At 52.5% G+C, this 18,192-nt stretch carries 23 protein-coding genes; 12 read left to right on the top strand and 11 right to left on the bottom strand.

Annotated features, from left to right (window positions below):
- Window positions 1-181: 181 nt before the first annotated feature.
- A complete protein-coding gene (gene dacB, locus HV350_RS02870; protein ID WP_181629746.1) occupies window positions 182-1,615 on the top strand; it encodes a serine-type D-Ala-D-Ala carboxypeptidase in 1,434 nt (477 codons plus the stop codon).
- Window positions 1,616-1,710: 95 nt separating this feature from the next.
- On the opposite strand, the gene cgtA is transcribed toward dacB, so the two are convergent.
- The 4 genes from cgtA to rplU form a co-directional block, all read right to left on the bottom strand.
- Window positions 1,711-2,883: an Obg family GTPase CgtA gene (cgtA, locus tag HV350_RS02865; protein WP_016154676.1), complete on the bottom strand. Its 1,173-nt coding sequence runs from the start codon at window positions 2,881-2,883 to the stop codon at window positions 1,711-1,713.
- A 15-nt stretch (window positions 2,884-2,898) separates the two neighbouring features.
- Window positions 2,899-3,864 (bottom strand): DMT family transporter, encoded by a 966-nt coding sequence (locus HV350_RS02860; RefSeq protein WP_016154677.1) that lies wholly within the window; start codon window positions 3,862-3,864, stop codon window positions 2,899-2,901.
- Between the two features lie 127 nt (window positions 3,865-3,991).
- Window positions 3,992-4,249: a 50S ribosomal protein L27 gene (rpmA, locus tag HV350_RS02855; protein ID WP_003025030.1), complete on the bottom strand. Its 258-nt coding sequence runs from the start codon at window positions 4,247-4,249 to the stop codon at window positions 3,992-3,994.
- A 19-nt stretch (window positions 4,250-4,268) separates the two neighbouring features.
- On the bottom strand, window positions 4,269-4,580 hold the full coding sequence (rplU, locus tag HV350_RS02850; protein ID WP_003025032.1) for a 50S ribosomal protein L21: 312 nt from the start codon (window positions 4,578-4,580) through the stop codon (window positions 4,269-4,271).
- A 257-nt stretch (window positions 4,581-4,837) separates the two neighbouring features.
- On the opposite strand from rplU, the gene ispB reads away from it, so the two are divergent.
- Together ispB and sfsB are read left to right on the top strand one after the other, a co-directional pair.
- Window positions 4,838-5,809: an octaprenyl diphosphate synthase gene (ispB, locus tag HV350_RS02845; RefSeq protein ID WP_046276012.1), complete on the top strand. Its 972-nt coding sequence runs from the start codon at window positions 4,838-4,840 to the stop codon at window positions 5,807-5,809.
- A gap of 221 nt (window positions 5,810-6,030) precedes the next feature.
- A complete protein-coding gene (gene sfsB, locus HV350_RS02840) occupies window positions 6,031-6,315 on the top strand; it encodes a DNA-binding transcriptional regulator SfsB (RefSeq protein WP_016154679.1) in 285 nt (94 codons plus the stop codon).
- Between the two features lie 59 nt (window positions 6,316-6,374).
- Here sfsB and murA read toward each other — a convergent pair whose 3' ends face one another.
- The 7 genes from murA to mlaF all read right to left on the bottom strand — a co-directional run bounded on the left by murA (window position 6,375) and on the right by mlaF (window position 11,223).
- Complete coding sequence (gene murA / locus HV350_RS02835; protein WP_181629743.1) at window positions 6,375-7,634, bottom strand: UDP-N-acetylglucosamine 1-carboxyvinyltransferase; 1,260 nt, start codon at window positions 7,632-7,634, stop codon at window positions 6,375-6,377.
- A 53-nt stretch (window positions 7,635-7,687) separates the two neighbouring features.
- Window positions 7,688-7,942 (bottom strand): BolA family iron metabolism protein IbaG, encoded by a 255-nt coding sequence (ibaG, locus tag HV350_RS02830; RefSeq protein WP_003025040.1) that lies wholly within the window; start codon window positions 7,940-7,942, stop codon window positions 7,688-7,690.
- 169 nt (window positions 7,943-8,111) lie between these two features.
- Window positions 8,112-8,405, bottom strand: a complete 294-nt coding sequence (gene mlaB / locus HV350_RS02825) for a lipid asymmetry maintenance protein MlaB (protein ID WP_016154680.1) — start codon at window positions 8,403-8,405, stop codon at window positions 8,112-8,114.
- Window positions 8,405-9,040 carry a phospholipid-binding protein MlaC gene (mlaC, locus tag HV350_RS02820; RefSeq protein WP_016154681.1) on the bottom strand — a complete coding sequence of 212 codons (636 nt, stop codon included), beginning with the start codon at window positions 9,038-9,040 and terminating at the stop codon, window positions 8,405-8,407. Before mlaC ends, mlaB begins: the two co-directional genes overlap by 1 nt.
- Window positions 9,041-9,058: 18 nt before the next feature.
- Complete coding sequence (gene mlaD, locus HV350_RS02815) at window positions 9,059-9,616, bottom strand: outer membrane lipid asymmetry maintenance protein MlaD (protein ID WP_016154682.1); 558 nt, start codon at window positions 9,614-9,616, stop codon at window positions 9,059-9,061.
- 4 nt (window positions 9,617-9,620) lie between these two features.
- Complete coding sequence (gene mlaE, locus HV350_RS02810) at window positions 9,621-10,403, bottom strand: lipid asymmetry maintenance ABC transporter permease subunit MlaE (RefSeq protein ID WP_003025053.1); 783 nt, start codon at window positions 10,401-10,403, stop codon at window positions 9,621-9,623.
- Between the two features lie 7 nt (window positions 10,404-10,410).
- Window positions 10,411-11,223, bottom strand: a complete 813-nt coding sequence (mlaF, locus tag HV350_RS02805; RefSeq protein WP_016154683.1) for a phospholipid ABC transporter ATP-binding protein MlaF — start codon at window positions 11,221-11,223, stop codon at window positions 10,411-10,413.
- Between the two features lie 214 nt (window positions 11,224-11,437).
- On the opposite strand from mlaF, the gene HV350_RS02800 reads away from it, so the two are divergent.
- From HV350_RS02800 to ptsN, 9 genes are all read left to right on the top strand, one after another.
- The gene (locus tag HV350_RS02800; RefSeq protein ID WP_016154684.1) at window positions 11,438-12,415 is read left to right on the top strand and encodes a calcium/sodium antiporter; all 978 of its coding nucleotides are present in this window, start codon (window positions 11,438-11,440) and stop codon (window positions 12,413-12,415) included.
- A 13-nt stretch (window positions 12,416-12,428) separates the two neighbouring features.
- On the top strand, window positions 12,429-13,415 hold the full coding sequence (gene kdsD / locus HV350_RS02795) for an arabinose-5-phosphate isomerase KdsD (RefSeq protein ID WP_016154685.1): 987 nt from the start codon (window positions 12,429-12,431) through the stop codon (window positions 13,413-13,415).
- Between the two features lie 20 nt (window positions 13,416-13,435).
- Complete coding sequence (gene kdsC, locus HV350_RS02790; RefSeq protein ID WP_181629742.1) at window positions 13,436-14,002, top strand: 3-deoxy-manno-octulosonate-8-phosphatase KdsC; 567 nt, start codon at window positions 13,436-13,438, stop codon at window positions 14,000-14,002.
- Window positions 13,999-14,574 (top strand): LPS export ABC transporter periplasmic protein LptC, encoded by a 576-nt coding sequence (lptC, locus tag HV350_RS02785; RefSeq protein WP_016154687.1) that lies wholly within the window; start codon window positions 13,999-14,001, stop codon window positions 14,572-14,574. Before kdsC ends, lptC begins: the two co-directional genes overlap by 4 nt.
- The gene (gene lptA / locus HV350_RS02780) at window positions 14,543-15,091 is read left to right on the top strand and encodes a lipopolysaccharide ABC transporter substrate-binding protein LptA (protein WP_016154688.1); all 549 of its coding nucleotides are present in this window, start codon (window positions 14,543-14,545) and stop codon (window positions 15,089-15,091) included. Before lptC ends, lptA begins: the two co-directional genes overlap by 32 nt.
- Before the next feature lie 6 nt (window positions 15,092-15,097).
- Complete coding sequence (lptB, locus tag HV350_RS02775; protein ID WP_003025073.1) at window positions 15,098-15,823, top strand: LPS export ABC transporter ATP-binding protein; 726 nt, start codon at window positions 15,098-15,100, stop codon at window positions 15,821-15,823.
- 46 nt (window positions 15,824-15,869) lie between these two features.
- Window positions 15,870-17,303 carry an RNA polymerase factor sigma-54 gene (gene rpoN / locus HV350_RS02770; protein ID WP_016154689.1) on the top strand — a complete coding sequence of 478 codons (1,434 nt, stop codon included), beginning with the start codon at window positions 15,870-15,872 and terminating at the stop codon, window positions 17,301-17,303.
- A gap of 22 nt (window positions 17,304-17,325) precedes the next feature.
- Window positions 17,326-17,613 (top strand): ribosome hibernation promoting factor, encoded by a 288-nt coding sequence (gene hpf / locus HV350_RS02765; RefSeq protein WP_003025078.1) that lies wholly within the window; start codon window positions 17,326-17,328, stop codon window positions 17,611-17,613.
- An 83-nt stretch (window positions 17,614-17,696) separates the two neighbouring features.
- Window positions 17,697-18,188 (top strand): PTS IIA-like nitrogen regulatory protein PtsN, encoded by a 492-nt coding sequence (gene ptsN, locus HV350_RS02760; RefSeq protein WP_016154690.1) that lies wholly within the window; start codon window positions 17,697-17,699, stop codon window positions 18,186-18,188.
- The last annotated feature ends 4 nt before the right edge of the window (window positions 18,189-18,192 follow it).

The following is an 18,192-nucleotide window of genomic DNA, read 5'->3' as shown; positions in this document are numbered from 1 at the left end:
GCATACGCCATGCCAGAGTCAGAAGCAAAAAAATACCGACCCGGGGCTCAGGGTCCCAGGTCAGCTACAATTCTCTATTTGATGATCATTTTACCCTGGAGTTCCCTATGGGTCATCGTTTACTTTTTGGGGCGTTGCGCCGTAGTATGACGGCCTGTTTCCAGGTTGTTAGCGCGAGATTATGCGATTTTCCAGATTTACCATTGGATTGACTGCCAGTATAGCGTTCAGCGTTCAGGCTGCGAACGTCGACGAGTATATCAATCAGCTCCCTGCCGGGGCCAACCTCGCCCTTATGGTACAGAAGGTTGGCACACCTGCTCCTGCTATTGATTACCATAGCCAGCAGATGGCGCTGCCGGCCAGTACCCAGAAAGTGATCACCGCGCTGGCGGCATTGATTCAGCTCGGGCCTGACTTTCGTTTTACCACCACGCTTGAGACTAAAGGCAACGTGGAAGGCGGCGTTTTGAAAGGTGACTTAGTGGCGCGATTTGGTGCCGATCCGACGCTAAAACGTCAGGATATTCGCAATATGGTGGCAACCCTGAAAAAATCAGGTGTGACGCAAATTGCCGGAAATGTCATGATCGATACCTCCATTTTCGCCAGCCATGATAAAGCGCCGGGCTGGCCCTGGAACGACATGACGCAGTGTTTTAGCGCACCGCCCGCGGCGGCTATTGTCGATCGTAACTGTTTCTCGGTTTCACTCTATAGCGCGCAAAAACCTAACGATCTCGCCTTTATCCGCGTGGCATCTTACTACCCGGTCACCATGTTCAGTCAGGTGCGTACTCTCGCTCGTGGCTCTGCCGAAGCGCAATATTGTGAACTGGACGTGGTTCCAGGCGATCTCAACCGCTTTACGTTGACCGGATGCCTGCCCCAACGAGCCGATCCGCTGCCGCTGGCATTCGCTATTCAGGACGGTGCCAGCTATGCCGGGGCGATTATCAAAGATGAGCTAAAACAAGCCGGTATCACTTACAGCGGGACTCTGCTGCGCCAGACGCTGGTCAACGAGCCGGGGACCGTGGTAGCCAGTAAGCAGTCGGCGCCGCTGCACGACCTGCTTAAGATTATGCTGAAAAAATCGGACAACATGATTGCCGATACCGTTTTCCGTATGATTGGCCATGCACGATTTAACGTGCCAGGTACCTGGCGAGCAGGTTCTGATGCCGTACGCCAGATTCTGCGTCAGCAAGCGGGTATTGATATCGGCAACACCATTATTGCCGACGGTTCTGGTCTCTCGCGCCATAACCTGATTGCCCCAGCGACCATGATGCAGGTGCTGCAATATATCGCTCAGCACGATAACGAGCTGAATTTTATCACCATGCTGCCGCTGGCAGGCCATGACGGCTCTTTGCAATACCGTGCGGGTCTGCATCAGGCTGGCGTAGATGGCAAAGTATCGGCGAAGACAGGCTCACTGCAGGGGGTCTATAACCTGGCAGGCTTCATCACCACGGCAAGCGGTCAGCGCATGGCATTTGTGCAGTATCTGTCTGGTTATGCGGTAGAGCCAGCTGATCAGCGTAATCGCCGTATTCCACTGGTCCGCTTCGAGAGCCGGTTATACAAGGATATTTATCAGAATAACTGAGTATGTTTGCCGTATGGCAGCGCTAACGCACCTAATCCGGCCTTCTGAAACCTGGAAACAAAACCCCGGCAACATGGCCGGGGTTTTTAATGTGATTAACGCTTGTAGATGAACTCAACGCCTTCTTCGTCGTCTTCGTCCCAATCGTCATCCCAGTCATCTTCTGCTTCGTCTTCGACTTCAGCGAGTTGCTGGCGGTGATAATCATCCCACATGAACTCGACTTTCTCTGGCTGTTTCGCTTCTTCAGCCTGAACAATCGGGTTCTCGATGATAAAGGTCATCACATCCCAGCAGAGATCCTTCACGCCCAACTGGCTGGCGGCGGAGATCAGGTAATATTTACCTTCCCAGCCCAACGCTTCGGCGATCGCTTTCGCTTTCTCTTCCGCTTCAGCCTTGTCCAGCAAATCAATTTTGTTGAACACTAACCAACGCGGTTTAGACGCCAGATCCTGGCTGTATTTTTCAAGCTCGCCAATAATGATACGGGCATTTTCAACCGGATCGGAACCGTCAATCGGATCGATATCAATGAGGTGTAGCAGTACGCGGCAGCGTTCCAGGTGTTTCAGGAAGCGGATACCCAAGCCTGCGCCTTCAGCCGCGCCTTCAATCAGACCCGGAATGTCGGCAACCACGAAGCTCTTTTCGTTGTCCATACGTACCACACCCAGGCTCGGAACCAGAGTGGTGAACGGATAGTCAGCGACTTTCGGCTTCGCCGCGGACACCGCACGGATAAACGTCGATTTACCGGCGTTTGGCATGCCCAGCATCCCCACGTCCGCCAGTAGCATCAGCTCCAGCATCAGATCGCGTTTATCGCCCGGTGTACCCATCGTTTTCTGACGCGGAGTACGGTTGACCGAGGATTTGAAACGGGTGTTGCCCAGACCGTGCCAGCCGCCTTTAGCGACCATCAGACGCTGACCGTGTTTGGTCATGTCGCCCATGGTTTCGCCCGTGCCCTGATCGATTACACGCGTACCTACAGGCACTTTAATCGTGACATCTTTACCACGCTTGCCGGTGCAATCACGGCTCGCGCCATTCTGTCCACGTTCCGCGCGGAATGATTTTTCAAAACGGTAATCGATCAGCGTGTTCAGGTTTTCGTCGGCTTCCAGCCAAACGTCACCACCGTCACCACCGTCTCCACCGTCCGGACCGCCTTTTGGGATGTACTTTTCGCGGCGGAAGCTGACGCAACCATTACCGCCATCACCTGCAACGACCAGAATCGATGCTTCATCAACAAACTTCATTTTACTCTCCGTAAATCATTCGCCTGAGCGGGGCTGCGAAACCACCGTTTCATGCTTACGTAAACCGCCCCAAATTCGATGACCAATGGCGGAATACATCGCGCCCGCAACCACGATAAACGCACCGAGATAACCTAATAGGTTTAGCATCGGTCTGGCGAAGAAATCGGGCCAGGCCAGTGATAATAAATCTGAAAATAACAACGTAAACAGCGGAGTGAGCGTAATAATGGCGCTCACCTGTGCCGCCTGCCAACGCGCCATCGCTTCCGCGAGAGCACCGTATCCTACCAGCGTATTCAGGCCGCAGAATACAAGGCATGCCAGCTGCCAGTCACTGAGCTGCGTGATGACACCGGGTTTAGCCAACGGCAACAACGCAATCGTACATAAAGTGTACAGTAAAAACAGGATCTGCGGTGATGCCAGGCGGCGCAATAACACCTTTTGCGCGACCCCATAGCTCACCCAGACCATCGCCGCACCAACACCAAAGATAACGCCCCAGGTGTAATCGGTGAGACGGGTAAAAATTTCGATCAGACTGGTATTAAAAAACAGAACCAGACCGCTCAGAAGCATAATGGCGCCAATCACCTGCGTACCGCGCATCTTTTCTTTTAGGATAAAGACGCTGGCAATCATCATACCAACCGGTGACAGCTGACCGATAACCTGCGAAGCCGTTGGGCTCAAATATTGCAAGGATGAACTAAACAGAATGAAGTTACCGAACAACCCACCGGTAGCGATAGCCAACAGGATCAGCCAACGCGCTTTGCGAAAAATACGCAACGGAGGGAGCTTTTTTTTAACCGCAAGAATAGCGCCAAGGCCAATGCTTGCCATTAAAAAACGGTAGAACACCACGGTAGGAGGCTCCATCACCTCCAGCACTTGCTTCATCGCTATTGGCAAAGCGCCCCAACATACTGCCGTTGTGAGTGCTAACAGAATACCAATGCCTGCCTGCTGCTTCATGCCGTATTCCCTGCAAGGGCTCGTTTCCGGGTTATCACGGCGCGACGAGCGTATTTACCGGCCGTCGAATGTAAAAAGCCCCGCAACGTGTTGCGGGGCTTTTATCCGTTACCGTGACGCGAAAAACTTATTCAGCAACGATGCTGATGAATTTACGGTTTTTCGGGCCTTTCACTTCAAATTTCACTTTACCGTCTGCTTTAGCAAACAGAGTGTGGTCTTTGCCGCAACCAACGTTGGAGCCAGCGTGGAATTTAGTACCACGTTGACGAACGATGATGCTACCAGCCAGAACTGTTTCACCGCCGAAGCGTTTTACGCCCAGACGTTTAGCTTCTGAATCGCGACCGTTACGAGTCGAGCCGCCAGCCTTTTTATGTGCCATTTAATCTGCTCCCCTTAACTTAAGCGCTGATGCCAGTGATTTTTACATCAGTGAACCACTGACGATGGCCCTGCTGCTTACGGTAGTGTTTACGACGACGAAACTTAACAATTTTAACTTTCTCGCCACGACCGTGAGCAACAACTTCAGCTTTGATAACGCCGCCATCAACGAAAGGAACGCCGATTTTGACTTCTTCACCGTTTGCGATCATCAGAACTTCTGCGAATTCAACAGATTCGCCAGTTGCGATGTCCAGCTTTTCCAGGCGAACGGTCTGACCTTCGCTTACTCGGTGTTGTTTACCACCACTTTGGAAAACCGCGTACATAAAAAACTCCGCTTCCGCGCACACCTTTTTGATGATTCAGAGTGCGCTATAAATATTCACAATAGGGCGCGAATATTACGCAAAACGCGAGCCTTTGACAAGTGCTACGTCAATACATGAAGAAAAAAAACACAACACGTACGGTAACGTTTATCTATGGCGTTTTTTCAGTACAATCAGCATATATTTATAACCCTAAACCCGACGTTACCTTCCGATACAGTGAGGTAATCGGGGCGAGAAGCCCGGCTTTTGCGATGAATTTAGAAAAAATCAATGAGTTAACCGCGCAAGATATGGCGGGGGTCAATGCGACAATCCTTGAACAGCTCAATTCCGACGTGCAGCTGATCAATCAACTGGGGTACTACATCGTTAGCGGCGGCGGAAAACGCATTCGCCCAATGATCGCCGTACTCGCCGCGCGTGCAGTTGGCTACCAGCAAAATGCACACGTTACGATTGCAGCCCTCATCGAGTTTATCCACACCGCGACCCTGTTGCACGACGATGTTGTGGATGAGTCCGACATGCGCCGCGGAAAAGCCACGGCGAATGCGGCGTTTGGCAATGCGGCCAGCGTGCTGGTCGGCGATTTTATCTATACCCGCGCTTTTCAGATGATGACCAGCCTCGGTTCGCTGAAAGTGCTGGAAGTCATGTCGAAAGCGGTCAACGTCATCGCCGAAGGTGAAGTCTTACAGTTGATGAACGTCAACGACCCGGACATCACTGAAGAAAACTATATGCGCGTTATCTACAGTAAGACCGCGCGTTTGTTTGAAGCGGCTGCCCAATGCTCTGGCATTCTGGCTGGTTGCAGCGAAGAACAAGAGAAAGGGTTGCAGGATTATGGCCGTTATCTCGGTACTGCTTTCCAGTTAATTGACGATTTGCTGGATTACAACGCGGATGGTGAGCAACTGGGTAAAAACGTCGGTGATGACCTCAACGAGGGCAAACCAACGCTGCCGCTGCTGCATGCCATGCGCCACGGCACCCCTGAACAAGCACAAATGATCCGCCAGGCTATTGAGCAGGGTAATGGCCGTCACCTTCTGGAGCCTGTTCTGGAAGCGATGAACGCCTGTGGTTCCCTGGAGTGGACTCGCCAACGTGCAGAAGAAGAGGCTGATAAGGCCATCGCTGCGCTGCAGGTACTGCCTGATACGCCGTGGAGAGAAGCGCTGATTGGTCTGGCGCATATCGCCGTACAGCGCGACCGTTAATACCCTGCGGCATCTTTCATCATCCCGTGCCCTGCACGGGATGCTTTTATAAATTCCAATAAACACGTCCCCCTCTCCAGCAACCTTCGCATAAATTTGGCATATTCTGAATATACTCACACTTTACATGAACATTTTAGAACATTCGTTCTCCGGGCGTTATAGTATCTCCACAACCGATCGTGGAACCATAAGTCGATAACCAAAGGAGAGATGAGTTTATGGAAAACAAGCTGATTGACTGGCATCCGGCCGATATCATCGCCGGACTGCGCAAGAAAGGGACCTCAATGGCCGCTGAATCACGTAAAAATGGATTAAGCTCATCAACGCTGGCCAATGCGTTAACACGCCCATGGCCAAAAGGTGAGTTGATTATCGCCCGATCGTTGGGAACCGACCCGTGGGTGATTTGGCCGTCACGCTATCACGATGCAAAAACACATGAGTTTATCGACAGAACGCGGATGATGAGGGGACGCAAAGAGAAACAGAATCCTGAATGAACACTGATGAGTAGTAACCCCCGGTTCACAGAACTGGGGGTTACAAGAGACGTAGACGATTACTCGCCTTTCACGCGCTCAATGTTTGCGCCCAGCGCGCGCAGTTTATCTTCGATGCGCTCATAGCCGCGATCGATGTGATAAATACGATCGACTACCGTCGTACCTTCAGCAATACACCCTGCCAGCACGAGGCTTGCAGATGCGCGCAGATCGGTCGCCATAACCTGTGCGCCGGAGAGCGTTTCCACGCCGTGGCAAATCACGGTATTGCTTTCGATTTCTGCGTGAGCGCCCATACGGCTCAGCTCAGGCACGTGCATAAAGCGGTTCTCAAACACGGTTTCCGTGATGAAACCCGTCCCTTCTGCCACCAGGTTCAGCAACGTGAACTGGGCCTGCATATCGGTAGGGAACGCCGGGTGCGGTGCCGTGCGCACATTGACCGCTTTCGGACGTTTACCGTGCATATCCAGGCTGACCCAGTCGTCACCAACTTCGATATCCGCTCCCGCATCACGCAGCTTCGCCAGAACGGCATCCAGCGTGTCAGGTTGTGCATTGCGGCAGATAATTTTGCCGCGAGAAATTGCCGCTGCGACCAGGAAAGTACCGGTTTCGATGCGGTCAGGCAGAACGCGATACACACCGCCGCCGAGGCGCTCAACGCCTTCGATGGTAATACGATCGGTACCCTGGCCTGTGATTTTTGCGCCCAGCGCAATCAGGAAGTTCGCGGTATCCACGATCTCCGGCTCACGCGCGGCGTTTTCGATGATGGTAGTGCCTTCGGCAAGCGTTGCTGCGCACATGATAGTGACCGTCGCGCCGACGCTCACTTTGTCCATGACGATATGCGCGCCTTTCAGGCGGCCATCAACGGACGCTTTCACATAGCCTTCTTCAAGCTTAATAGTCGCGCCTAACTGCTCCAGACCAGTAATGTGCAGGTCAACCGGACGCGCGCCGATGGTGCAGCCGCCCGGCAGTGAAACCTGGCCCTGGCCAAAGCGGGCAACCAGCGGCCCAAGCGCCCAGATGGATGCACGCATGGTTTTGACCAGATCGTACGGCGCACAGAAGACGTTCACGTCACGTGCATCAATGTGCACAGAACCATTACGCTCAACTTTCGCCCCCAACTGGCTCAGCAGCTTCATTGAGGTGTCAACATCCTTCAGTTTCGGGACGTTCTGGATCTCTACAGGTTCTTCAGCCAGCAGCGCCGCAAACAGGATCGGCAGCGCGGCGTTTTTAGCGCCTGAAATTGTGACTTCGCCCTGGAGCTTGGTTGGCCCCTGAACACGAAATTTATCCATTATTCTGTTCTCTGTTAAGAATTTATCTTCGCTACCGGCATATCACCCGTAGCTCAAAAACCGTTAAGTTTGCGATCGCGCGCCCATTCCGCTGGAGTAAACGCCTTAATCGACACGGCATGAATGCGGTTGTCCGCAATGTACTCCATCAACGGGCCATAGACCGATTGCTGTTTCTTGACCCGGCTCATGCCTTCAAACATCTCACCCACGGCAATAACCTGAAAGTGACTGCCGTCGCCAGAAACGTGGACTTCCTGGAGGGAGAGTGCATTCATCAGCACGCTCTGAATTTCATTATTTTCCATGGGCTCTTCATTCGTCAGATAGTGAAAACAGCCCAACATCTTAGAGCAAAGTGGCGCTGTCATAAATAAGCAAAAAGCCCCGCTGATAAATCAGACAAGGCTTTAGTGGCAGATCCCCCGCAGAGGAGTTGCCGGATGGCGGCACAAGACCTTATCCGGCTTACAAAAATTAACGCGGAAGAACGTCGTCAGGCAAATTGTAAAGCTGCGCCAGCGTGTACACTTTATCGTTAACGCCAGCGAGCGAAACGCTGTTCCCCTGCTGCTTGCCCTCATTAATCAGGTGCAGCAGTAATGCCAGACCACCGGTATCCACCCGGGAAATCTGGTTCAGGTCGATGCAGGATACCCCTTTCATCGCCTCAACTCGCGCATCCCATAATGGGTTTAACACGTCCTGATCCAGCTCTCCCACCAGCACCAGCTTGTCGCCTTCACGCATCCAGGTGAGTGACTGCGTCATTATTTTTTCTCTTCCAGCGTGATTTTCTGCTGAGAAATAGATTTCAGCTGTGCCGTCAGGCCATCAATACCTTTCGTACGCAGCAGGTCGCTCCACTCATTCTGTTTGGTGGTGATCATACTTACGCCTTCAGCAATCATGTCATACGCCTGCCAGTTACCCGTCTGGGAATTTTTACGCCACTGGAAATCCAGACGTACCGGAGGACGACCGTTTGGATCGATGATGGTTACGCGGATAGGCACGATGGTCGCATCACCCAGCGGCTGCTCAGGGGCAATCTGATAGGTCTGGCCGTGGTACATCGCCAGCGCCTGACCGTAAGCCTGCTTCAGATATTCACGGAATGCGGCGAAATAGGCGTCACGCTGAGCCGGGGTCGCATCTTTGTAGTAGCGGCCAAGTACCAGTGCGCCTGCATACTTAACCTGCACGTAAGGCAGCAGTTCCTGATCGACCACCTGACGCAGGTAATCCGGGTTGGAACGGATTTTAGGTTGCTCGTTCTTCAGACGGTCAAACGTCTTCTGCGCCGCCTCATCCATCAGTTTGTACGGGTTCGTCTGGTCCGCTGCGGTTGCCGCGCTAAGTGGAGCAATCACCAGCATAGCCACCATCATCAATCGTTTAAACATACGTCGATTCTCCTGAGATTATTTCGTTGCGCCCGCAGGCGTAGTGGCTTCATTATTGCCTTCAGTTGCGGCTGGCGCATCGCCAGAATTCTTATTGTCATCACCTTTACTGTTGCTGTTGTAAAGGAACTGACCAATCATATCTTCCAGCACCATCGCAGATTTCGTGTCCTGAATCGTACCGCCATCTTTGAGGATAGACGTTCCCAGCTCAGGATCTTCAAAACCTACGTTCAATGCCAGATACTGTTCGCCCAACAGACCGGAAGTACGGATGCTCAGAGAACTGGTGTCAGGAATATGGTTAAAACGCGATTCAATTTCCAGCGTCACGCGCGGCAGGTACGTTTTCTGATCTAACGAGATGTCCGATACGCGTCCTACCACGACCCCGCCAATCCGCACCGGAGAGCGCTCTCTCAGACCGCCGATATTATCAAAGGTCGCATAAATCGTATAAGTCGGTTCAGTACGCATTGAGGTGACGTTCGCCGCCTTCAGGCAGACAAACAGCGCGGCCAGCAGCGCAACCAGCAGGAATAACCCGACCCAAATTTCATTTTTTTTCGTTTGCATGAACTCAATTCCCAAACATCAGTGCGGTCAGCACAAAATCCAGCCCCAGAACGGCAAGAGAGGCGTGCACTACGGTGCGTGTCGTTGCCCGGCTAATACCGGCAGAGGTCGGGATAGCATCATAACCATTGAACAATGCAATCCATGTGACCGTAATGGCAAACACCACGCTCTTAATCAGACAGTTGACCAGATCCAGACGCCAGTCGACGGCATTTTGCATAGCCGACCAGAAAAAGCCTGCATCAATACCTTTCCAGCTTACGCCAACCAACGACCCACCCCAGATCCCCACCGCGACAAATATAATCGTCAGCAGCGGCAATGAAATGACACCGGCCCAAAAACGTGGGGAGATCACTCGGCGCAGTGGATCGACGGCCATCATTTCCAGGCTGGAAAGCTGCTCGGTCGCCCGCATCAGGCCAATCTCTGCGGTTAAGGCCGATCCGGCCCGCCCGGCAAACAACAGCGCCGCAACCACCGGCCCCAGCTCACGTAGCAATGACAGCGCCACCAGCATACCGAGGCTGGTTTCCGCACTGTAGGTCGTCAGCACCAGGTATCCCTGCAACCCCAGCACCATGCCGATGAACACGCCAGAAACAATAATGATCAGCATCGATAAGACACCGACATTATAGAGCTGGCGTATCAGCAGCGGCGCATGTTTGCGAAACTCCGGCTTGCCGACAACTGCATTGAACAACATTAATCCGGCTCGCCCGAACGTCCTGAGGGTTTTTATTCCCCGATGTCCGAGTGATGCCAGCGCATTTAACAACATGGGTGGCTTAACTCCCTGTTTTGAGTAAATCGATGTGGTAGTCGCCCGCCGGGTAACGGAACGGAACCGGTCCATCGGCAATGCCATCGAGGAACTGACGCACACGCGGATCGGCATTTTCTTGCAGCGCCTGAGCACTACCGTAGGCCACTATTTTTTTGTCCGCCATAATATAGGCGTAATCCGCAATACTCAGCACTTCTGGCACATCATGGGAAACCACCACGCAGGTGACGCCCAGCGCGCTGTTCAGTTCAGAAATCAGCTTCACCAGCACGCCCATGGTGATGGGATCCTGGCCGACGAACGGCTCATCAAACATAATAAGGTCTGGCTCCAGCGCGATAGCACGTGCTAACGCGGCACGACGCGCCATCCCACCGGATAATTCAGAAGGCATTAATTTTGCCGCGCCCCGCAGGCCAACGGCCTCGAGCTTCATCATTACCGTGCTTTTCAGCAGCGGCGCAGGCAGTGTTGTATGCTCGCGCAACGGGTATGCAACGTTGTCAAACACATTCATATCAGTAAACAGCGCACCAGACTGGAATAGCATGCTCATGCGCTTACGCACGGTAAATAAACGCGAACGGGACATGGCCGGGACATTTTCGCCGTCAAACAGGATCTCGCCCTTATCGGGGGAGATTTGTCCGCCGATCAGACGCAACAGCGTCGTTTTGCCGATGCCTGATGGCCCCATGATCGCCGTCACCTTACCACGCGGCACCGTCAGGGAAATATTATCAAAGATGCAGCGGTCGCCTCGGGAAAAGCTGACATCGCGCATATCGATTAGATTCGCCACAGACTGACCCATTGATTCATCCTTTACTATTGCCTCGTTGATCGAAGAGCTTGGCGCTCAATTTAGCCCTGAACCCAACATATTTACAGATTATTACCTGTCCTGGTTAGCGAAAGCTGGCATTTGTTTTACTTTTTAGCCGCATAAAGTCAAAATTAAGAATTCGTGACGGCTTCCAGAAATCCTTCAAGTGGACCGGCGAGTATACCTGAAGAAAGGACTTTAGATGCTTTTAGCGACGGCGCTGTTAATAATTGGTTTACTTCTGGTGGTCTACGGTGCCGACCGACTGGTATTTGCCGCATCCATTTTATGTCGAAACTTCGGTATTCCCCCCATTATCATCGGGATGACCGTGGTCAGCATTGGTACATCGTTACCCGAGATAATTGTCTCCGTTGCCGCATCGATGAACGGGCAGCTTGATTTAGCCGTCGGTACCGCCATCGGCTCTAACATTACCAACATTCTGCTTATTTTAGGCCTGTCGGCGCTGATTCATCCTTTTACCGTGCATTCTGATGTTCTGCGTCGTGAATTACCGCTAATGTTGCTGGTAAGCATCTTAGCCGCATCGGTCCTGTATGACGGGCAATTGAGTCGCAGCGATGGTTTCTTTCTTCTGCTTCTGGCCGTGCTATGGCTGTTATTCATTGTTAAAATCGCCCGTCTGGCAGAGCGACAAGGTAACGACAGCCTGACCCGCGAGCAGATCGCGGAACTGCCGCGCGAAGGCGGGTTACCGGTCGCCTTTTTGTGGTTGGGTATTGCGCTAATTATTATGCCAATGGCAACGCGTATGGTGGTAGATAACGCAACCGTACTGGCGAACTACTTCGCCATGAGCGAACTCACCATCGGGCTGACGGTTGTCGCCATTGGTACCAGCCTGCCGGAGCTGGCAACGGCAATTGCGGGTCTGCGTAAAGGTGAAAACGATATTGCCGTCGGCAACATCATCGGCGCGAACATTTTTAATATTGTTATCGTCCTCGGACTGCCGGCGCTGATTACGCCGGGTGAGGTCAATCCGATGGCCTTCACCCGTGACTATAGCGTCATGCTGCTGGTGAGCGTAATTTTTGCACTACTCTGCTGGCGACGTCCGCGCCAGATTGGTCGCGGCGCGGGTGCGCTGCTGACCGGCGGTTTTATCATATGGCTGGCGATGCTGTATTGGTTATCGCCACTTCTCGTTGGATAACTGGAAACGCATTATGTCGCACTTAGAGTTGCAACCGGGTTTTGACTTTCAGCAAGCAGGCAAGGAAGTCCTGGCAATTGAACGTGAAGGCCTGGCGGAGCTTGATCAGTACATCAACCAAAATTTTACTCTCGCCTGCGAGAAAATATTCAGTTGCCCGGGCAAAGTTGTGGTGATGGGGATGGGGAAATCTGGACATATCGGGCGGAAAATGGCGGCCACATTTGCCAGCACCGGCACCCCCTCATTTTTCGTGCATCCAGGCGAAGCCGCACATGGCGATCTGGGCATGGTCTCGCCGCAGGATGTAGTCATCGCCATCTCTAACTCCGGTGAATCCAATGAGATAGCGGCGTTAATCCCGGTGTTAAAACGTCTTCATGTACCGCTTATCTGCATGACCGGTCGTCCGGAAAGCAGCATGGCGCGTGCGGCAGATGTGCATCTGTGTGTTAAAGTGCCCAAGGAAGCTTGCCCGTTAGGCCTGGCGCCGACCAGCAGCACGACCGCAACGCTGGTGATGGGCGATGCGCTAGCCGTGGCATTATTAAAAGCGCGTGGCTTTACCGCGGAAGATTTTGCGTTATCTCATCCCGGTGGCGCACTAGGCCGTAAGCTTTTACTGCGCGTTAACGATATTATGCATACGGGCGATGAGATCCCGCATGTGACTAAAAGCGCCAGCCTGCGTGACGCCTTACTTGAGATCACGCGTAAAAATCTCGGCATGACCGTCATTTGCGATGATGACATGAAGATTGACGGTATTTTCACCGATGGCGATTTACGTCGCGTCTTCGATATGGGCGTTGATGTTCGCCAGTTAGGCATTGCCGATGTGATGACCCCTGGCGGCATTCGCGTGCGTCCGGGCATTCTTGCCGTCGATGCCCTGAACTTAATGCAGTCCCGCCATATCACCTCGGTAATGGTTGCTGATGGCGACCGGTTACTTGGTGTGTTACATATGCATGATCTGCTGCGTGCAGGTGTAGTGTAAGAAACTCAAGGATAAAGAAAATGAGTAAAGCAGGTGCGTCGCTTGCGACCTGTTATGGACCCGTCAGCACAGACGTTATCACCCGGGCAGAGAACATCCGTTTTCTGATCCTGGATGTGGATGGCGTACTGTCTGATGGTCTGATTTATATGGGCAACAACGGTGAAGAGCTGAAGGCTTTTAACGTCCGCGATGGTTACGGAATTCGCTGTGCGCTCACTTCCGGTATCGAGGTTGCCATTATTACCGGACGAAAGGCTAAACTTGTAGAAGATCGCTGTGCCACATTGGGGATCACGCATTTGTATCAGGGGCAGTCAGACAAACTGGTCGCCTTTAACGATCTCCTTAGCAAACTGGCGATCGCTCCTGAAAATGTTGCGTACGTTGGCGATGATCTGATCGACTGGCCGGTGATGGCACAAGTGGGATTAAGCGTGGCGGTGGCGGATGCTCATCCTTTGCTGATCCCGCGGGCCGATTATGTCACCCGCATCGATGGGGGACGCGGCGCGGTACGTGAAGTCTGCGATTTATTACTCCTGGCGCAGGGCAAACTGGACGAGGCCAAAGGGCAATCGATATGAGCAAAACCAGACGTTGGGTTATCATTCTACTGTCGCTGGCTGTCCTTGTGATGATTGGTATTAATCTGGCAGACAAAGACGACACCGCTGAGGTCGTCGTAAATAACAACGAGCCAACCTATAAGAGCGAACATACTGATACCGTTGTGTATAGTCCCGAAGGCGCACTGAGCTATCACTTGATCGCGCAAAACGTTGAATATTATTCGGAACAAGCGGTTTCGTGGTTTACTCAACCGGTATTAACCACATTTGATAAGGATAAAGTACCGACCTGGACGATCAAGGCTGATAAAGCCAAATTGACCAACGATCGGATGCTATATCTGTACGGCCATGTTGAGGTCAACGCCCTGGTGCCCGACTCTCAACTACGCAGAATTACGACCGATAACGCACAGATTAACCTGGTGACACAAGACGTCACTTCCGATGATCTCGTCACGTTATATGGCACAACATTTAACTCCAGCGGACTGAAGATGCGCGGCAACTTACGCAGCAAGAACGCCGAGCTGATTGAAAAGGTTAGAACCTCATATGAAATCCAAAACAAACAAACTCAGCCTTAATCTTGTGCTTGCCAGCGCACTTCTGGCCGCCAGCATCCCGGCATTCGCCGTTACCGGCGATACCGAGCAGCCGATTCACATTGAGTCGGACCAGCAGTCTCTTGATATGCAAGGCAACGTGGTGACCTTTACTGGCAACGTGATTGTGACTCAGGGCACCATCAAAATTAACGCCGATAAAGTCGTCGTGACCCGCCCTGGCGGTGAAGACGGTAAAGAAGTCATTGATGGCTACGGTAATCCTGCAACCTTTTACCAGATGCAGGACAACGGTAAACCGGTTAAAGGCCACGCCTCACACATGCATTATGAACTGGCGAAAGACTTCGTCGTTCTCACCGGTAAGGCTTACCTGGAACAGCTCGATAGCAACATCACGGGCGATAAGATCACCTATCTGGTGAAAGAGCAGAAAATGCAGGCCTTCAGCGATAAAGGCAAACGCGTCACCACCGTTCTGGTACCGTCGCAGTTGCAGGACAAAAACAAGGCTCCGGCAGAGAAAAAAGGTAACTGATTCGTTATGGCAACATTAACTGCAAAGAACCTTGCAAAAGCCTATAAGGGCCGCCGTGTGGTGGAAGATGTCAGTCTGACCGTCAACTCCGGGGAGATCGTCGGTCTGCTCGGTCCTAACGGTGCGGGCAAGACAACGACCTTTTACATGGTGGTCGGCATTGTCCCGCGTGATGCGGGCAACATTATCATTGATGACGAAGACATCAGCCTGCTGCCTCTGCATGCGCGCGCGCGTCGCGGCATCGGCTACTTGCCGCAGGAAGCGTCTATTTTCCGTCGCCTGAGCGTGTTTGATAACCTGATGGCGGTGCTGCAAATTCGTGACGATCTTACCAGCGAGCAGCGGGAAGATCGCGCCAACGAGCTGATGGAAGAGTTCCACATCGAACACCTGCGTGACAGCATGGGACAGTCGCTCTCCGGTGGTGAACGACGCCGCGTGGAGATCGCCCGCGCACTGGCCGCGAATCCGAAATTTATCCTGCTGGATGAACCGTTTGCCGGTGTTGACCCGATTTCCGTTATTGATATCAAACGGATCATCGAACACCTGCGCGACAGCGGGCTTGGGGTGCTGATTACCGACCATAACGTTCGCGAAACGCTGGCAGTGTGTGAGCGCGCCTACATCGTGAGTCAGGGCCACCTGATCGCGCATGGCACGCCAACAGAAATACTGCAGGATGAGCACGTTAAACGCGTATACCTTGGGGAAGACTTCAGACTCTGATAGGGTAGAAGACTTCACGTCACCGCAGGAGAGAACAACTCTGAACATGAAGCAAGGTTTGCAACTCAGGCTTAGCCAACAACTGGCGATGACGCCTCAGCTACAACAGGCTATCCGTCTGTTGCAGCTGTCCACGCTGGAACTTCAGCAAGAACTTCAGCAAGCGCTGGAAAGTAATCCACTGCTCGAGCAAACCGATCTTCACGACGAAATTGATACCCAGGAAAAACAGGACAGCGAATCCCTCGACACCGCAGATGCTCTCGAACAAAAAGAGATGCCAGAGGAGCTGCCGCTTGACGCCAGTTGGGATGAAATTTACACCGCCGGTACGCCTTCTGGCACCAGCGGGGATTACATCGACGACGAACTGCCTGTGTATCAGGGTGAGACCACGCAATCGCTGCAGGATTACCTGATGTGGCAAGTGGAGCTGACCCCGTTCTCGGATACCGATCGCGCAATTGCGACATCCATTGTTGATGCGGTAGACGAAACCGGTTATCTCACCGTAACCCTGGACGATATTCTCGAAAGCATGGGCGATGACGACGTCGGCATGGACGAAATCGAAGCCGTGCTTAAACGCATTCAGCGTTTTGATCCCGTGGGCGTGGCGGCCAAAGATCTCCGCGACTGCTTATTGATCCAACTTTCCCAGTTTGATAAAGCCACGCCGTGGCTGGAAGAAGCGCGCCTGATCATCAGCGATCACCTCGATCTGTTAGCCAACCATGACTTCCGCACGCTGATGCGCGTAACCCGGCTGAAAGAAGATGTGCTGAAAGAAGCCGTCAATCTTATTCAGTCCCTGGACCCCAGACCTGGGCAGTCTATCCAGACCGGGGAGCCAGAATACGTTATTCCGGATGTACTGGTGCGTAAGCATAACGATCGCTGGGTGGTCGAACTCAACGGCGACAGCATTCCACGGTTGCAGATTAACCAGCACTACGCCGCCATGTGCAACAGCGCGCGCAACGACGCTGACAGCCAGTTTATTCGTAGCAATCTGCAGGATGCAAAGTGGCTGATTAAAAGCCTGGAAAGTCGCAATGATACGCTGCTGCGCGTCAGTCGCTGTATCGTTGAACAGCAGCAAGCCTTCTTTGATCAAGGCGAAGAGTTTATGAAACCGATGGTGCTGGCGGATATCGCCCAGGCCGTCGAGATGCACGAATCGACCATTTCCCGAGTGACCACGCAAAAGTATCTGCACAGTCCGCGCGGCATTTTTGAATTGAAGTATTTCTTTTCCAGTCACGTTAACACTGAAGGCGGAGGCGAAGCCTCATCCACAGCTATACGTGCACTGGTGAAGAAATTAATTGCTGCGGAAAACCCCGCGAAACCGCTGAGTGACAGCAAGTTAACCTCTATGCTGTCAGAACAGGGTATCATGGTGGCACGCCGCACTGTTGCGAAGTACCGAGAGTCTTTATCCATTCCGCCGTCGAACCAGCGCAAACAGCTGGTCTGACCCAACCGATAAGGAAGACACTATGCAGCTCAACATCACTGGAAACAACGTCGAAATCACTGAAGCCTTACGCGATTTTGTTAATACAAAATTCGCCAAGCTAGAACAATATTTCGACCGGATTAATCAGGTCTATATTGTGTTGAAAGTGGAGAAGGTGACACATATCTCGGACGCAACACTGCATGTGAACGGTGGCGAAATTCATGCCAGCGCGGAAGGTCAGGATATGTACGCCGCCATTGACGGTTTAATTGATAAACTGGCTCGGCAGTTAACAAAACATAAAGATAAACTGAAACAGCACTAACTTGTCCGGGCAGTTAGCGGGTGCAGGACGGCCTGTTGTGTCGCACAACGGGCCATTTGTACAGTTAGCGCTTAGGTGAAATTATGACAAATAACGATACGACTCTACAACTGAGCAATGTTCTTAACCAGGAATGTACACGCGCTGGCGTTCACTGCCAAAGCAAGAAACGCGCGCTGGAAATCATCAGCGAACTGGCGGCAAAACAGCTCAGCTTGCCCTCTCAGGTGGTATTTGAAGCCATTCTGACGCGTGAAAAAATGGGCAGTACCGGCATCGGTAATGGAATTGCTATCCCGCACGGAAAGCTGGAAGAAGACACGATGCGCGCAGTTGGCGTGTTTGTGCAACTTGAAACGCCTATTGCTTTCGACGCCATTGATAATCAGCCCGTCGATCTGCTTTTCGCCCTGCTGGTTCCGGCAGACCAAACCAAGACGCATTTGCATACGTTGTCGCTGGTCGCCAAACGTCTGGCCGATAAAACCATCTGCCGCCGCCTGCGCGCAGCACAGAGTGACCAGGAGTTGTATCAAATCATCACGGACACCGAAGGTGGACTGGATGAAGCATAACAAC

The sequence above is a fragment of the Citrobacter sp. RHBSTW-01013 genome (assembly GCF_013781985.1).
GTDB classification, from domain to species: Bacteria; Pseudomonadota; Gammaproteobacteria; order Enterobacterales; family Enterobacteriaceae; genus Citrobacter; species Citrobacter braakii.
This window is presented reverse-complemented; position numbering and strand designations above follow the sequence as displayed.

What these genes read in the sequence shown, in the direction of transcription:
- dacB (WP_181629746.1), top strand. Translation starts at nt 182, where the DNA reads ATGCGATTTTCCAGATTTACCATTGGATTGACTGCCAGTATAGCGTTC.
- cgtA (WP_016154676.1), bottom strand. Translation starts at nt 2,883, where the DNA reads ATGAAGTTTGTTGATGAAGCATCGATTCTGGTCGTTGCAGGTGATGGC.
- HV350_RS02860 (WP_016154677.1), bottom strand. Translation starts at nt 3,864, where the DNA reads ATGAAGCAGCAGGCAGGCATTGGTATTCTGTTAGCACTCACAACGGCA.
- rpmA (WP_003025030.1), bottom strand. Translation starts at nt 4,249, where the DNA reads ATGGCACATAAAAAGGCTGGCGGCTCGACTCGTAACGGTCGCGATTCA.
- rplU (WP_003025032.1), bottom strand. Translation starts at nt 4,580, where the DNA reads ATGTACGCGGTTTTCCAAAGTGGTGGTAAACAACACCGAGTAAGCGAA.
- ispB (WP_046276012.1), top strand. Translation starts at nt 4,838, where the DNA reads ATGAATTTAGAAAAAATCAATGAGTTAACCGCGCAAGATATGGCGGGG.
- sfsB (WP_016154679.1), top strand. Translation starts at nt 6,031, where the DNA reads ATGGAAAACAAGCTGATTGACTGGCATCCGGCCGATATCATCGCCGGA.
- murA (WP_181629743.1), bottom strand. Translation starts at nt 7,634, where the DNA reads ATGGATAAATTTCGTGTTCAGGGGCCAACCAAGCTCCAGGGCGAAGTC.
- ibaG (WP_003025040.1), bottom strand. Translation starts at nt 7,942, where the DNA reads ATGGAAAATAATGAAATTCAGAGCGTGCTGATGAATGCACTCTCCCTC.
- mlaB (WP_016154680.1), bottom strand. Translation starts at nt 8,405, where the DNA reads ATGACGCAGTCACTCACCTGGATGCGTGAAGGCGACAAGCTGGTGCTG.
- mlaC (WP_016154681.1), bottom strand. Translation starts at nt 9,040, where the DNA reads ATGTTTAAACGATTGATGATGGTGGCTATGCTGGTGATTGCTCCACTT.
- mlaD (WP_016154682.1), bottom strand. Translation starts at nt 9,616, where the DNA reads ATGCAAACGAAAAAAAATGAAATTTGGGTCGGGTTATTCCTGCTGGTT.
- mlaE (WP_003025053.1), bottom strand. Translation starts at nt 10,403, where the DNA reads ATGTTGTTAAATGCGCTGGCATCACTCGGACATCGGGGAATAAAAACC.
- mlaF (WP_016154683.1), bottom strand. Translation starts at nt 11,223, where the DNA reads ATGGGTCAGTCTGTGGCGAATCTAATCGATATGCGCGATGTCAGCTTT.
- HV350_RS02800 (WP_016154684.1), top strand. Translation starts at nt 11,438, where the DNA reads ATGCTTTTAGCGACGGCGCTGTTAATAATTGGTTTACTTCTGGTGGTC.
- kdsD (WP_016154685.1), top strand. Translation starts at nt 12,429, where the DNA reads ATGTCGCACTTAGAGTTGCAACCGGGTTTTGACTTTCAGCAAGCAGGC.
- kdsC (WP_181629742.1), top strand. Translation starts at nt 13,436, where the DNA reads ATGAGTAAAGCAGGTGCGTCGCTTGCGACCTGTTATGGACCCGTCAGC.
- lptC (WP_016154687.1), top strand. Translation starts at nt 13,999, where the DNA reads ATGAGCAAAACCAGACGTTGGGTTATCATTCTACTGTCGCTGGCTGTC.
- lptA (WP_016154688.1), top strand. Translation starts at nt 14,543, where the DNA reads ATGAAATCCAAAACAAACAAACTCAGCCTTAATCTTGTGCTTGCCAGC.
- lptB (WP_003025073.1), top strand. Translation starts at nt 15,098, where the DNA reads ATGGCAACATTAACTGCAAAGAACCTTGCAAAAGCCTATAAGGGCCGC.
- rpoN (WP_016154689.1), top strand. Translation starts at nt 15,870, where the DNA reads ATGAAGCAAGGTTTGCAACTCAGGCTTAGCCAACAACTGGCGATGACG.
- hpf (WP_003025078.1), top strand. Translation starts at nt 17,326, where the DNA reads ATGCAGCTCAACATCACTGGAAACAACGTCGAAATCACTGAAGCCTTA.
- ptsN (WP_016154690.1), top strand. Translation starts at nt 17,697, where the DNA reads ATGACAAATAACGATACGACTCTACAACTGAGCAATGTTCTTAACCAG.